The 13,758-nt window shown below is 61.8% G+C and carries 12 protein-coding genes; 6 read left to right on the forward strand and 6 right to left on the reverse strand.

From position 1 onward, the window contains the following. Positions 1-52: 52 nt before the first annotated feature. Together ACP7EG_RS21810 and ACP7EG_RS21815 are read right to left on the reverse strand one after the other, a co-directional pair. Positions 53-709: a DsbA family protein gene (locus ACP7EG_RS21810; protein ID WP_426089261.1), complete on the reverse strand. Its 657-nt coding sequence runs from the start codon at positions 707-709 to the stop codon at positions 53-55. A 20-nt stretch (positions 710-729) separates the two neighbouring features. Next, a complete protein-coding gene (locus ACP7EG_RS21815) occupies positions 730-1,599 on the reverse strand; it encodes an MBL fold metallo-hydrolase (RefSeq protein ID WP_426089262.1) in 870 nt (289 codons plus the stop codon). Between the two features lie 270 nt (positions 1,600-1,869). Here ACP7EG_RS21815 and ACP7EG_RS21820 point away from each other — a divergent pair, with 270 nt between their 5' ends. From ACP7EG_RS21820 to ACP7EG_RS21830, 3 genes are all read left to right on the forward strand, one after another. Beyond that, the gene (locus ACP7EG_RS21820) at positions 1,870-3,321 is read left to right on the forward strand and encodes an alkaline phosphatase (protein ID WP_426089263.1); all 1,452 of its coding nucleotides are present in this window, start codon (positions 1,870-1,872) and stop codon (positions 3,319-3,321) included. 29 nt (positions 3,322-3,350) lie between these two features. After that, positions 3,351-4,775: an alkaline phosphatase gene (locus ACP7EG_RS21825; protein ID WP_426089264.1), complete on the forward strand. Its 1,425-nt coding sequence runs from the start codon at positions 3,351-3,353 to the stop codon at positions 4,773-4,775. Between the two features lie 77 nt (positions 4,776-4,852). Then, a complete protein-coding gene (locus tag ACP7EG_RS21830) occupies positions 4,853-5,578 on the forward strand; it encodes a hypothetical protein (RefSeq protein ID WP_426089265.1) in 726 nt (241 codons plus the stop codon). Positions 5,579-5,645: 67 nt separating this feature from the next. Here the strand turns inward: ACP7EG_RS21830 and ACP7EG_RS21835 are convergent, their stop codons facing one another. From ACP7EG_RS21835 to dprA, 3 genes are all read right to left on the reverse strand, one after another. Continuing rightward, complete coding sequence (locus tag ACP7EG_RS21835; protein WP_426089266.1) at positions 5,646-8,309, reverse strand: DNA topoisomerase III; 2,664 nt, start codon at positions 8,307-8,309, stop codon at positions 5,646-5,648. A 373-nt stretch (positions 8,310-8,682) separates the two neighbouring features. Continuing rightward, positions 8,683-9,147, reverse strand: a complete 465-nt coding sequence (locus ACP7EG_RS21840; RefSeq protein WP_034749287.1) for a DUF494 family protein — start codon at positions 9,145-9,147, stop codon at positions 8,683-8,685. A 94-nt stretch (positions 9,148-9,241) separates the two neighbouring features. After that, positions 9,242-10,345 carry a DNA-processing protein DprA gene (gene dprA, locus ACP7EG_RS21845; protein WP_426089267.1) on the reverse strand — a complete coding sequence of 368 codons (1,104 nt, stop codon included), beginning with the start codon at positions 10,343-10,345 and terminating at the stop codon, positions 9,242-9,244. Positions 10,346-10,649: 304 nt separating this feature from the next. On the opposite strand from dprA, the gene def reads away from it, so the two are divergent. The 3 genes from def (at position 10,650) to ACP7EG_RS21860 (ending at position 13,311) form a co-directional block, all read left to right on the forward strand. Continuing rightward, a complete protein-coding gene (gene def / locus ACP7EG_RS21850) occupies positions 10,650-11,192 on the forward strand; it encodes a peptide deformylase (protein WP_426089268.1) in 543 nt (180 codons plus the stop codon). A 241-nt stretch (positions 11,193-11,433) separates the two neighbouring features. Continuing rightward, positions 11,434-12,390 carry a methionyl-tRNA formyltransferase gene (gene fmt / locus ACP7EG_RS21855; RefSeq protein WP_426089269.1) on the forward strand — a complete coding sequence of 319 codons (957 nt, stop codon included), beginning with the start codon at positions 11,434-11,436 and terminating at the stop codon, positions 12,388-12,390. Between the two features lie 18 nt (positions 12,391-12,408). Continuing rightward, positions 12,409-13,311, forward strand: a complete 903-nt coding sequence (locus ACP7EG_RS21860) for a LysR family transcriptional regulator (RefSeq protein WP_426089270.1) — start codon at positions 12,409-12,411, stop codon at positions 13,309-13,311. On the opposite strand, the gene ACP7EG_RS21865 is transcribed toward ACP7EG_RS21860, so the two are convergent. Then, positions 13,312-13,719, reverse strand: a complete 408-nt coding sequence (locus ACP7EG_RS21865; RefSeq protein WP_426089271.1) for a tautomerase family protein — start codon at positions 13,717-13,719, stop codon at positions 13,312-13,314. Positions 13,720-13,758 lie beyond the last annotated feature (39 nt).

The raw sequence follows: 13,758 nt of genomic DNA on the forward strand, positions 1-13,758 counted from the left end.
CGAGGTCAACAACAAAGGAAAAGATAATTGATTTTATCGAATCAATAGATATTTACAATGAACAACCGTGGGCATCGCATACGCCGCCCAATTGCGCCTGCAGCTTCGCTGGCTGGCCCAGGTAATCGCCGATATCGATCACGGACAACTTGCCGCTGCCATCGTCGAGCACGAACGTGGGAAAGCCCTGCCCGCCCACCTGCGCCAGCAAGGCACGGCTGGCATCGATGTGCTGCTGCGTGGCGGCACCCGCCTGCCGCACATACTCGGCCTGGAAGGCAGCGCCATCCAGGCCCAGCTCTTGCGCCAGCGCCAGCAGCACGGGCAGGTCGGCGATGCGCAAGCCGTCCACGTAATGGGCGCGCTGCACGCGCTGCAGCATGTCCAGGCCCTTGCCGGCCAGAACTTCCGCCGCCAGGATGGCCGTGATCGGCGGTGCGGAATCCATCATGGCCGTGGTGTCGTTCAGCAAACCATTCACATAGGCGTCGCCGAAGGGCTGGCCCGACAGTTGCTCGATGCGCCGGTCATGCGGCAAGACGTAGCCGCGCCATTCGGGCGTGATCTGGCGGCGATTGCTGCCCGTCATCATGCCGCCGCCGTGGAAGGCCACCGTCAGGCCGGGCACGGCGCGCGCCGCCTCGACCAGCGGCGCGGCGCCGTAGCACCAGCCGCACAGGGGATCGAAAATGTAGTGCAGTGTGGGCATGGCGACCTCATTGTTGCTGTTTACCATTTCATTTCGCCTTTTGCCACCTTGGCGCTCGTTTCCAGGGCGCCGTCGAGGCCCAGCTTCGGATAGCGCATTTTCATGGCCTCGATCAGGGCGGCAGAATTGGCGGCCTTGGCCGTTTCAGCTTCAAACGTCACCAGGTAGTCACGCGTAAAACTGATGCTGTCGGGCGTCAGGGGCGAACCCACCTTGAAGTGGCCGGGCACGACGGTCACAGGTTTCAAAGCGGCAATGCCGTCCAGGGTCTTGAGCCAATCCTGGCGCGATTGCAGGCTTTGCGTATCGGCCGTCCAGACGTGCAGGTTGCCAAACAGCACCACGCCGCCGACGACGGCCTTGATCGACGGGATCCATACATAGGTGCGCGAAGGCGTCGGGCCGGCGATATCGAGCGACTGGCCTTCCAGGCTGATGCGCTTGCCCGTCAACGCTTCGGGAATGACGATGCCGTGCGGTGCGTTGTCTTTCAGAATCGGGCCCCAGTAGGCGACCTTGGCGTCAGCCTTGCGGCGGATCTCGGCCACGGTGTCCGGCGTGGCGACGATTTTTGCCTGCGGAAAAGCTGCCTTGATCACGTCGAGGCCAAAGTAAAAATCGGGATCGCTGTGGCTGATGTACACCGTCGTCAGTTTCTTGCCGCTGGCGCGGATCTTTTCCACCAGCTTTTGCGCTTCGGCGCGCGAAAACTGTGCATCGATCAGCACGGCGTCATGCTTGCCTGCGACCAGTACGGAAGCGACGGGGAAGATGGCCGCTTCGCCCGGGTTGAACACTTCCAGGGTCAGGGGTGCGCTGGCGGCGGCCGAGGCGGCGCCGGCGGCAAACAGGGTGGAAACAAGAACGCTGCTGATAGATTTGGAGAACATGATGCGCCTTTACAAGATGATTGGGATGTATGCATCTTACGTTGCTTGATTCGGTAGAAAAACCCAATAAAATGCAATAGTTTGTTGCATATTTCGATGCAATCTAACGATGGCAGGCACGCTACGCTGTATTTTTCCACCGAGGACGTGCGCTAAAGCCACACCACAGGCTGCCACGTAGCGGCGTCACAAAAGGTGTCACGGCGTCATGAGGATGTCACATTGAATTGTTATCTTGCTAGCTCTTTCAAACCTAGCCGGATGAACCACATGACACGCAGAAAAATTTCCGTCGCTGGCTGCAGCGTCGCCATCACCCTGATGCTGGCCGCCTGCGGCAGCGACGCCAAAAAAGAAGAGGTAGTGGCCGAAGCACCGCCGAAAAACGTCATCTTCTTCCTCGGCGATGGCATGGGCCTGACCACCATGACGGCGGCGCGCATCTACTCGGTAGGCGAAGAAGGCGCACTGACCATGGACACCTTGCCGGAAACGGCCTTCGTCAAGACCTTCTCGAACGACGCGCAAGTCACTGACAGCGCGCCATCGATGGCTGCCTACATGACCGGCGTCAAGATGAACAATGAAGTCATTTCCATGTCGGCCAACACGCTCGCCATCGATCCGGGCAAGGATGCCAACGGCAACAAGCTGGTCAACAAATGCGGCACCGGCAACGGCACGCCCGCCACCACCTTGCTGGAACTGGCCAAGGCCAAGGGCTACGCGGCCGGCGTCGTCAGCACGGCGCGCGTGACGCACGCCACGCCGGCGGCGACCTACTCGCACATCTGCCACCGCGACCTGGAAAACGATATCGCCGCAGCCCTCGTACCAGGCGGCACGGGCTACAACAGCGCCCTGGGCACCACCGGTCTGGAAGTGGTGCTCGGCGGCGGCGCGCAATTCTTTACGCCATTCAAGAACGGCGGCAAGCGTTCCGACGATCGCGACCTGGTGGCCGAGCTGAAAGCGAAGAGCTACACCATCGCCAACAACGCCACCGACTTCAAGGCTGTCGATGCGGCCAAGACGGATCGCCTGTTCGGCGTATTTACCTCCAGCCACATGAGCTACGACCTGGACCGCGATGCGGCCAAGGAACCTAGCCTGGCGGAAATGACCACCAAGGCCATGGATGTATTGGCCAAGAACAAGAAGGGTTATTTCCTGATGGTCGAAGGCGGCCGCATCGACCATGCGCTGCACGAAACGACGGCCAAGAAGGCCCTGCAAGACACGGTTGCTTTTGACAACGCCATCAAGGCCGCCATCGAAAAAGCCAAGCTCACCGATCCGACCCTGGCCAATACCCTGATCGTCGTCACGGCCGACCATGACCACACCCTGGTGCTGAACGGCTACGCCAAGCGCACGGGCAAGACGGCTGCCGGCAACGCTGGCGTGCTGGGCGTGGTGAAGAACTACGTCACCGGCGCGGTCGAGAAAGATCTGGACGGCGCACCGTACTCGATCATCGGCTTCGGCAATGGCGAAAAGCGCACGCAATCGAGCCGCGCCGCCATGGCCAGCCTCGATGAAACCGTCACCAGCGCCAATACTTACCACCAGGAAGCGGTGATCCGCACTGCGGTCGGCAATGAAACCCACGGCGGCACCGACGTCTTCCTGGGCGCCATCGGCAAGGGTTCGGAAACCTTCCTGGGCACCATCGACAACACCACAGTATTCGGCCTGGTCAAGACCGCCGGCGGTCTGTAATCCCCAAGAGACAAGAATTGGACAAGCACATGAAACTTGCATCGAAACCCGCCGCACTGAAATCGGCCCTGAAACTCTCCTTGCTGACCACGCTCGTGGCCGCCAGTGTCGCCAGCGCCTACGCCGCCGACGCCAAGAACGTCATCTTCTTCCTGGGCGACGGCATGGGCCCCTCCGTCGTGACGGCGGCGCGCATCTTCAAGTACAAGGAAGAGGGCAGCCTGAACATGGACAAGCTGGAACGCACGGCGCGCATCAAGACGTTCTCGAACGATGCGCAAACGACGGACAGCGCCCCATCGATGGCCGCCTACATGACCGGCGTCAAGATGAACAATGAAGTCATCTCGATGGCGCAGGAGACCATCGCCAAGGAACCCGGCCGCGACGCCAACGGCAACCTGGGCGTGGACAACTGCCCGGCCGGCGGCAAGAGCGTGCCGACCATCCTGGAACTGGCAAAAGCCAAGGGCAAGGCCGTGGGCGCCATCACCACCACGGAATTGACGCACGCCACGCCGGCAACGACCTTCTCGCACATCTGCAACCGCAATGCGCAATACGCGATCGCCGCGCAAACGGCGCCAGGCGGCGCCGGCTACAACACGGCCCTGGGCGACGGCGTGGACGTGCTGATGGGTGGCGGACGCAACCACTTCACGCCATGGTCCGCCAGCAACAAGGCCGGCCGCGCCGATGGCCGCGACCTGCTGGCCGAATTCGCGGCCAAGGGCTACACCGTGGCCGCCAACAAGACAGAAATGGCTGCCGCGCCGAGCAACAAGAAGTTCATCGGCCTGTACAGCGCGAAGAGCCACCTCGACTATGAACTGGACCGCACCTCGTCCAAGCCATCGGCCGACGGCGCCAACCAGCCTAGCCTGTCGGAAATGACGCTGAAAGCCATCGACCTGCTGTCGAAAAACAGCGCTGGCTACTTCCTGATGGTCGAAGGCGGCCGCATCGACCACGCCTTGCACGGCATCAATGCCAAGCGCGCGCTGGTCGACACCATCGCCTTCGACGACGCCATCAAGGCGGCCATCGACAAGGTCAGGGAAACCGATCCGAAGCTGGAAAATACCCTGATCGTCGTCACGGCCGACCACGACCACACCCTGGCGTTCAACGGCTACGGCAAGCGCGGCAATCCTATCCTCGACATCAACCGCGGCTACAAGGATAACCAGCCAAGCAAGGATGAAGACGGCAATACCTACACCACCCTGGTGTTTGGCAACGGCCCGAACCGCCCTGACCTGCGCACCAACGTCGACAGCGCCACGGCCCTGTCCGACAACTACCTGCAAGAAACAGGCGTGCGCCTGGCCAGCGAAACCCACGGCGGCGGCGACGTCAAGCTGCTGGCCACGGGCGCTGGCGCCAAGGCCTTCAAGGGCACGCTGGATAACACCAAGGTGTTTGACTTGCTGAAGGCGGCATTCGGCTTCTGATCTGCATCAACACGGTAACCCCACCGGGGCGGATGGCAGTTTGCCCTCCGCCCCCTTTGCACGATAAAGGCAACACCATGAAATCGACCCTGATCGCCGTCCTCCTGGCCGCCGGCTTTGCCGCCAGCGCGCAAGCCGCTCCGGCACCCCCTTCCGCTCCCGCCGACCTGGACCTGGGCATCACCTATTACAGCCGCGTGCTGACGCCGGAAGGCGTAACGCGCGAAAGCCGCTACGAAGAAAAAATGCTGCGCCGCCCCGGCCACGTGTGGGTCGAGCGCGTGCTGGCGCCAGCGACCGACGCGCATGCCGGCCACAAGCATGGCGACAACACCAAAGTGGCGCTGAAGGCCACGCAGCATGAACACAAACACTTCAATCCTGTGCTGATACCCCGCCACGTGATGCTGGAAAAGAACACAGTGCGAGTGGAATACATCGATGCACACGACAAGATCGTCGTCTCCATCCCCAAGGCCGAGTACGAAAACGTGAATTTCGACGGTTCCTGGGAAAACAGTTTTTATCTGCTGGACCCGAAACTGGTCACCGCCATGCCACTGTCGAAACAGGCATCGAACGTGACGGGTGCGCGCTGGCGCGAAGTGGAAAAGAATGGCGTGTTCCAGCGCATCCTGTGGGATGAGCAAAAACAGATTCCGCGGGTCATCGAAAGCGGCGACCGCGCAAATACCTTCTATCGCCGGGTCGACGTCAAGCTGCAAGCGACCGTCAGCAAGGCGCAGCCGTGGGCGAATTTGCAAAACTACGCGCAGCGCGAGTATTCCGATTACCTGGACTAAGAGCCAACTAAAATCGGGACGTAAAAAAGCCAGGGACATCCCTGGCTTTTTTTTGGCTGGCGCCCGATTACTCGGCCACTGCCGCTTTCTTCACTGGCGCTTTTTTGGCGGCTGGCTTTTTCACGGCCGCAGCTTTCTTCGCTGGCGCTTTCTTCACGGCAGCCTTCTTGACGGCCGTTTTCTTCGCTGGCACTGCGCCCTCTTCGCCTTCGACCTCGGTCGCTGCCGCCTTGGGCTTGGCGCCCGGCTTGGCCTTGCGCTCTTCAAACTCGAAGCTCACCTTGCCATCCTTGCCGCGTACGAGGAAAGCCTTGAACGGGCGACGGGTACGCTGCGATACAAAGCCCGGCAGCAAGTCCGTCTTGCCATCATTGAGCAGTTTCGCCATTTGTTCCGGCAAGATTTCCTGCTGCAAGATGATACGGCCGCTGCGGAAATCGCACGTCTTCGGCTTGGCCATGCTGTGTTCGCACACATAGGCCAGGCCCATTTCATACACGCCGGCGTTGCACTTGGGGCAAGGTCCCACGGGCGTCTGGCCCGTGAAATCGACGCCTTCGCCATCTTCGCTTTCGTCGTTCTGGCCGAAATCGAATTCCAGCTTGAAATTCTTGATCTCTTCATCGCGCACGATGCGCAGGATGGCGGCGAACGGACGGCCCATCTTCGAGCGGAAACCTTGCAGCGGGCCGATGGTGCGGTCCTTCAGCAATTGCTCCACTTCGGCGATTTCGAACTGGCGCGAACCCGGCGTCTTGCTCATCGAGAATTCGCACTTGGTGCAGGCGAAACGACGGTAGTTTTCCTTCACCACGCCGCTGCAATTCGGGCAGGGCGTTTCCAGGGTGGCGTAATCGCCGGGAATGGTGTCGTTGTCGTATTCCTTGGCGCGCTTGACGATGATTTGCGTCATCTGCGCGATTTCACGCATGAATTCTTCACGCGAAATCTTGCCTTTTTCCATCTGCGACAGCTTGTATTCCCACTCGCCCGTCAGCTCCGGCGCCGTCAATTCATTGACGCCCAGGCCTTTGAGCAAAGTCATCAGCTGCGAGGCCTTGGCCGTCGGGATCAGTTCCCGGCCTTCGCGGATCAGATAGCGTTCTGTCAGCAAGCCCTCGATGGTGGCTGCGCGCGTTGCCGGGGTTCCAAGACCCTTGCCAGCCATCGCATCGCGCAGCTCGTCGTCGTCGATCAGCTTGCCGGCGCCTTCCATGGCCGACAGCAATGTCGCTTCCGTGAAGCGCGCGGGCGGTTTCGTTACCAGGCCGTTGGCGTTGACGCTTTCCGTCTGCACTTTCTCGCCCTTGGCCACTGGCACCAGGTTGCCGTTGCCATTGCTTTCCTTGTCGGCGTCCGTCGACGCTTCCTTGCCGTAGATGGCCAGCCAGCCCGGATTGGTCATGACCTTGCCTTCAGTCTTGAACTGATGGCCGGACACTTCCGTGTAGCGCGTGGTGACCTGGAATTCCGCAGGCGGGAAGAACACGGCCATGAAGCGGCGCGTGACCAGGTCGTACAATTTTTGTTCCGGCTCGGACAAATTCTTTGGCGCGATCGTCGTCGGGATGATCGCGAAGTGATCCGAGATCTTGGTATTGTCGAAGATGCGCTTGTTCGGCTTGACCCAGCCCTTGTCGATGATCTGCTTGGCGAACTGGTGGTAGTTGCTGTTTTCCTTGACCGTTTCCAGCGCCTGCAGCACGGTCGGCATGTAGTCTTCCGGCAGGTGGCGCGAATCGGTACGCGGATACGTCAGCACCTTGTGCTTTTCATACAGCGCCTGGGCCAGGCCCAGGGTGTTCTTGGCCGAGAAGCCGAAACGCGAGTTGGCTTCGCGCTGCAGGCTGGTCAGGTCGAACAGGCCCGGCGCCATCGAGGTGGTCGGTTTCGATTCTTCCGTGACGATGCCCTGGCGGCCGCGGCAAGCGGTGGCGATCGAGTCGGCAGCCGTCTTGCTCCACAGGCGCTCGGCGCGCTTCTCGGGGTCGTTCTCGTCTTTCTTGAACTTCGTGTCGAGCCAGCGGCCTTCATAGATACCGGCCGCGCAGACGAATTCGGCGCGCACTTCCCAGAAGTCGCGCGGCACGAATTTTTTAATCTTGTCTTCGCGTTCAACGACGATGGAGAGCGTTGGCGTCTGCACGCGGCCCACGGTGGTCAGATAGAAGCCGCCCTCTTTCGAATTGAACGCCGTCATGGCACGCGTGCCATTGATACCGATCAACCAATCGGCTTCCGAACGGCAGCGGGCCGCGTCGGCCAGCGGCAGCATTTCTTCATCGCTGCGCAGGTGCGAGAAACCGTCGCGGATGGCGCCCGGCGTCATCGACTGCAGCCACAGGCGCTTGACCGGTTGTTTGGCCTTGGCGTTTTGCGCGATCAGGCGGAAAATCAGCTCGCCTTCGCGCCCCGCATCGCATGCGTTGATGAGGGTGGTAACGTCTTTACGTTTGATCAGCTTGTTTAATACTTTGAGGCGCGCTTCCGTCTTGGCGATCGGGTTCAGCGCGAAATACGGTGGAATCATCGGCAAGTGCGCGAAACTCCATTTGCCGCGCTTCACGTCGAATTCTTCCGGTACGGCGATCTCCAGCAAGTGGCCGACCGCCGACGACAGGACGTATTCATCCGATTCAAAGTACTCATCGTGCTTGGTGAAGCCGCCAAGCGTCTTCGCGATATCGTTCGCGACAGAAGGCTTCTCGGCGATGATGAGGGTTTTTGTCATATTTTGTGGTCTCGAAAAATGCTCTAGGATAGTTTCAGCATGCGCATCATACAGTGCATTGCCAGGCGCCGACGCTTTTGTCTGCGCAAGGCCTTGTGACTTGTGGTCTTGTCAAGCGGCCAATGATAAGCGCCTATTGAAGAATTCGGCAAGTTATCTGCAAGCAAGAATGCGCCAGCGCAAACACAATGGGCTGGCGTGCGCGCCGGTGCAGGGCATCTTAAAGGGGATGGCGCGGCAGCGGCGCCAGGATCGGGCCCAACGGCTGCAGTGGCAGCCGCAAGACAGCATAAAAATGTTCAGGGCAAGGCGCAGCGTCGCAGACAGTACGCCAGTACGGCAAGACGCTGTAACGCCGCCATGGACATTTTTATTAGTGCAATAGGCGGGGAGGCAGGTCTTCGTCGTCGACAAACAGATCGTCGAACATCAGGGCATCCGGTTCCTTGCCCTGGCTCCACAGCAGCATCAGCACGATGACTTTCAGCTTGCCCAGCGAAACGGGCGCCTCGTCGAGCGCCAGCGCCCGTTCGATGACGATTTCACGCTGCAGCGGCGAGAGCACCTTGGCGCTTTCCAGGAACTGGATGAAACCGATGGCGGCCGTGCCCAGCACGTCGCTTTCCTGCTGCACATAGAAGCGCGTGCCCGTGGAACTGGCCGTCAGGGTTTGCTCGACACCGGCCATGGCGTTCAAGTCCGTCAGCCAGACAAGCGCTTCGGAAATCTCCACGTCGTCGAAACCGACGGCCGACAGTTTGCGCGCCAGGACGGCCGGCTCGGGGCAGGCGTCGGGGCGATAGTAAGTCTCGTAGAGGTACACCAGGATATCGAACATGGCTCTACTCTATCAGCTAAGTTCGCTGCGACACAAGGGTGCGCACCGACAAAGCGCGCCCGTGCGGCAAGGCCGCCACACAAGTGCCTAGCTGTCATTTGCAGCGTTGAAACAGTCCTCCCGGCAAGCGTTCAAGCAGCCCCGCCAGCTCCAGCGCCAGCAACTCGCCCATCAGCACGCCCATGGCCAGGCCGCTGCGCGCGGCCAGGGTATCGGCATCGAGGGGATCGTGGCCCAGTGCGGCCAGCAGCGGCGTCTCGTCTGCCACCGCTGGCGGCACGAGGGGAACGCCGCCCAGCCACTGCAACTCTTGCAGCACGTCATCGGCCGACTCGACCAGCTTGGCGCCCTGCTTGATGAGCGCATGGCAACCCTTGGCCAGGGTGGCATGGATGGAACCGGGCAAGGCATACACATCGCGCCCCTGCTCGCCGGCCAGGCGCGCCGTAATCAATGAACCCGATTGCGCCGCCGCCTCGATCACCAGCACGCCGCGCGCCAGACCGCTGATCAGCCGATTGCGACGCGGAAAGTTACCTGGCATGGCCGGCAAGCCCAGCGCGTACTCGCTGACGATGCAGCCTTGTTCGGCAATTCTTTGCGCCAGATCAAGGTTGCGTCGCGGATACACCAAATCGGCGCCCGTGCCGATCACGGCCACGGTGGCGCCCGCGCCGCGCAAGCCGCCCTCGTGCGCATGCGTGTCGATGCCCAGCGCCAGCCCGGAAATGATGGTCAAGCCCGCCGCGCTGAGGGCGTGCGCAAAAGCGGCCGCATTCTGCATGCCCTGTGCGCTGGCATTGCGGCTGCCAATGATGGCCACGCCAGGACGCGACAGCAGTTCCGCCCGCCCCCGTACATATAACAACAGCGGCGGATCGGCGATTTCCAGCAACAGCGGCGGATACGCGGCGTCTGCCAGGGTCAGCACGGCATTGCCGGGGCGCTGCAGCCACTGCAGGGTAAGCGCCAGCTGGCTGTTGGCCACCGGTTTGGGCGGTTGCACGATGGCACGCGCCACGCTGGCCGGCACCACCTCGCGCAAGGCATCGAACGGTGCGGCAAAGATTTTCGGCGGCAAGCCGAAGCGGGCCAGCAAGGCGCGCGCCGCCACCGGCCCCACGCCGGGCAGATGCTGCAGGCGCAGCCAGCCCGCCAGTTCCGTGGCCGTGTCTGCCGTTGTTGCAATTGCATGCATGACAACCTCACTGTGTACTGTGCCCTCCCATGCTAGCGCCCTGGCAGGCGCGCGATACCGACGCGCGCAAGGATGCGTGCAATGGCGCCGCAAAACGGCCCCGCATCCACAGCGCCATGGGCGTCTGTGATAAAATTTCCCTTTGCAGCAAACGAATAGCGCACTGGCAAACGCATCTGCCGCGCCGTTGCGCCATACGCGCCCAACCGTAGCGTACTCAAATAAAATAGCCCTGCCATCGTTCGCATGGCCCAGGCATGAATAATCCGGCGCACCGGCGCCCACCTTAACCAGTCGAATCCGTATGTCCATATTAAATATCCTGCGTTACCCCGATCCTCGCCTGCACACGATCGCCAAGCCCGTCACCGAATTTGGCGAGCACCTGCAAACCCTGATCGACGACATGGCCGAAACCATGTACGACGCCCCTGGCGTCGGCCTGGCCGCGTCGCAAGTGGACGCGCATATCCAGATGATGGTGATCGACATCACCGAAGAGAAAAACCAGCTGCAAGTGTTCATCAACCCGGAGATCACCTGGGCCAGCGAAGAAAAGCAGGTCTACGACGAAGGCTGTTTGTCCGTGCCTGGCGTGTACGATGGCGTCGAGCGTCCGGCCCGCATCAAGGTGCGCGCCTTGGACCGTCACGGCAAGCAGTTCGAACTGGAAGCCGATGGCTTGCTGGCCGTCTGCATCCAGCATGAGATGGATCATTTGCTGGGCAAGGTATTCGTCGAATACCTGTCGCCGCTCAAGCGCAACCGCATCAAGGCCAAGATGATCAAGGAAGTCCGTGGTCTCGAGCGCGAAGCGAGTCTGCGCGCTCAGAACCGCCGCTTCTAACACCTGACCAAACCTACTGCGCGTCGCGACTTGCGGCCTGCGATGCTCTCTGCCTCGGCGGCCCCGTGCCCAGCACAGTTCCGCTTCTCAGCCACAATTCGCTTCCGCTCGCTACGGTTTTGTAAGGTGTTAAAGGAGTTTTTGCAGTACTGCTGATAGACTAAGCAGCAACAGTAGCCGTTCCACCATGCCAGCCTGGCGCCTCCGGCGCGGGCCTGCGCACCTCACGTCAAGGAACCATATGAAAGTGATCTTCGCAGGCACGCCTGAATTCGCCGCCACGGCCCTGAAAGACTTGCACGAAGCGGGCTTCGACATTCCGCTGGTGCTGACCCAGCCCGACCGCCCGGCCGGACGCGGCATGCAACTGCACGCCTCGGCCGTCAAGCAATATGCGCAGGAACACGGCATCGAAGTGCTGCAACCCTTGTCCCTGCGCATGGACAGCAAGGATCCGCAGCGCGCCGCCGAGGCAAAGGCAGCCCACGAGCGCCTGCTGGCCACCGACTACGACGTGATGGTAGTGGCGGCCTACGGCTTGATCTTGCCGCGCAGCACGCTCGATATCAAACCTTGCATCAATATCCACGGTTCATTGCTGCCGCGCTGGCGCGGTGCGGCGCCGATCCACCGCGCCATCGAGGCCGGTGACGATGAAACGGGCGTGACCATCATGCAAATGGAAGAAGGCCTCGATACAGGCCCCATGCTGGCCATCGAGCGCACGCCCATCGAAGCGGGCGATTCCACCGCGAGCCTGCACGACAAGCTGGCCACGCTGGGCGGCAAGATGATCGTCGAAACCCTGCGCAAGATGCAGCAGCAGCCGCTCGAAGCCGTGCCGCAGCCGGAAGCAGGCGTCACCTACGCGGCAAAAATCGCCAAGGACGAGGCGGCGCTCGATTTTAGCCAGCCTGCGCTGGAACTGGGCCTGAAAATCCGCGCCTTCAATCCGTTTCCCGGCGCCTGCGGCCAGGTCGATGGCGTCACCATCAAGATCTGGGCCGCCGAGGTAATCGAAGCGGACAGCAAGGAAGCGCCGGGCCAGGTACTGGCGGCCGACGCTCAGCACGGTATCGTCGTAGCCTGCGGCGATGGCTCCCTGCGCCTGACGGAACTGCAAAAACCGGGAGGCAAGCGTCTGCCTGCCGCCGAATTCATCAAGGGTTTCCCGCTGGAAGGCAAACGCTTCGTTTAGATTTACGGCAAGCACCCCATGGACCAGCTAACCGCCCTGCGCGCCCTGCGCCGCGTCGTGGAACTGGGCAGTTTCACGGCCGCCGGCGCCGCGCTGGGCATCTCGCACTCCATCGTATCGCGCCAGATCCGCCAGCTGGAAAGCCAGTTGGGCGCCCAGTTGCTCAATCGCACGACGCGCCGCTTCGCCCTGACGGCCGCCGGCCAGGAATACTATCTGGCCAGCCGCGACATTCTCGACGCGCTCGATGCGGCCGACCGCGCCGTCGCCAGGCACCAGGCGCAGCCGTCCGGCAGCCTGCGCATCAATGCGCCGATGGCTTTCGGCACCCTGGAACTGGCCGCCTGGCTGCCCGCCTTCAGCCGCCAATACCCGCACATCCACATCGACCTCGTCTGTAATGACCGCATCGTCGACCTGATCGACGATGGATTCGACGTGGCGCTGCGACTGGCGCGCGGCTTGCCCGATTCCACCCTGGTGGCGCGCCAGTTGGCCAGCAGCCGCACGCTGGCCATCGCTGCGCCCGCCTACCTGGCCCGCCATGGCCATCCGGCCACGCCACAAGACCTGACGCAGTACAATTGCTTGATGTACACCTCGGGCGACAAGCCAGCGGAGTGGTTGTTCACGGATAGTGACGGCGCCACGCACAAGGTGGCCGTGCGCGGCAGCCTGCAAGCCAATACCAGTGTCGCCCTGCGCGAAGCCGCCGTGGGCGGCATGGGGATTGCCGGCGCGGCCGCCTTCATCGTGCGCGACGCGCTGCACAGCGGACAGCTGGTCGAGATATTACCCGGCTACACCTTGCGCCCGCGCACCTTGTACGCACTGTATCCCCACAGCCGCCAGCTGTCGCCGAAGGTCAGGGTCTTCATCGATTTTGCTGTGCAGCACTATCAAGATCGCCATTGGGATTAATCACGACTGCTGCAGCGCCTTGCGCACGGCGCGAAACTGCTGCGTCAAGCCGCCATAGCCCCAGGCCGCCTGGCGCGCGTCATGCACGTGGATGTAGCTGACGTCATGCAAGGCGCCGAGATACTCCTGCATGGCGGCGAACACGGCGGCGATATAGGCGGCTTTTTCCGCTGCCGTGTTCGTTTCATCGCTGATCAGGATATCGAGAAAAAAACTGGCCTTGCCCTGGGCTTGCAGCGAGGGTCCGCCGACAAACCAGTGCGCCGCATCGACATGGCTGATCGCCACCGACGTCAAGTCGGGCGCCTTGTGCAGCAGCCGCGCCGTCAGGGCGCTCAGGGTGGCGGCGATGGCGGCCGACTGGCGCGCATCGGGCGCGGTGGACAAACGCAGGTTCAGGATGGGCATGGGATGCTCCGCAAGTGGATGAAGACCCATTCTAGGCAG

Origin of the sequence: Janthinobacterium sp. PSPC1-1 (genome assembly GCF_049897625.1) — a bacterium.
Classification (GTDB): Bacteria; Pseudomonadota; Gammaproteobacteria; order Burkholderiales; family Burkholderiaceae_D; genus Janthinobacterium; species Janthinobacterium tructae.

Excerpts from the sequence above, each read along its gene's own strand:
- ACP7EG_RS21810 (WP_426089261.1), bottom strand. The coding sequence starts at position 709 with ATGCCCACACTGCACTACATTTTCGATCCCCTGTGCGGCTGGTGCTAC.
- ACP7EG_RS21815 (WP_426089262.1), bottom strand. The coding sequence starts at position 1,599 with ATGTTCTCCAAATCTATCAGCAGCGTTCTTGTTTCCACCCTGTTTGCC.
- ACP7EG_RS21820 (WP_426089263.1), top strand. The coding sequence starts at position 1,870 with ATGACACGCAGAAAAATTTCCGTCGCTGGCTGCAGCGTCGCCATCACC.
- ACP7EG_RS21825 (WP_426089264.1), top strand. The coding sequence starts at position 3,351 with ATGAAACTTGCATCGAAACCCGCCGCACTGAAATCGGCCCTGAAACTC.
- ACP7EG_RS21830 (WP_426089265.1), top strand. The coding sequence starts at position 4,853 with ATGAAATCGACCCTGATCGCCGTCCTCCTGGCCGCCGGCTTTGCCGCC.
- ACP7EG_RS21835 (WP_426089266.1), bottom strand. The coding sequence starts at position 8,309 with ATGACAAAAACCCTCATCATCGCCGAGAAGCCTTCTGTCGCGAACGAT.
- ACP7EG_RS21840 (WP_034749287.1), bottom strand. The coding sequence starts at position 9,147 with ATGTTCGATATCCTGGTGTACCTCTACGAGACTTACTATCGCCCCGAC.
- dprA (WP_426089267.1), bottom strand. The coding sequence starts at position 10,345 with ATGCATGCAATTGCAACAACGGCAGACACGGCCACGGAACTGGCGGGC.
- def (WP_426089268.1), top strand. The coding sequence starts at position 10,650 with ATGTCCATATTAAATATCCTGCGTTACCCCGATCCTCGCCTGCACACG.
- fmt (WP_426089269.1), top strand. The coding sequence starts at position 11,434 with ATGAAAGTGATCTTCGCAGGCACGCCTGAATTCGCCGCCACGGCCCTG.
- ACP7EG_RS21860 (WP_426089270.1), top strand. The coding sequence starts at position 12,409 with ATGGACCAGCTAACCGCCCTGCGCGCCCTGCGCCGCGTCGTGGAACTG.
- ACP7EG_RS21865 (WP_426089271.1), bottom strand. The coding sequence starts at position 13,719 with ATGCCCATCCTGAACCTGCGTTTGTCCACCGCGCCCGATGCGCGCCAG.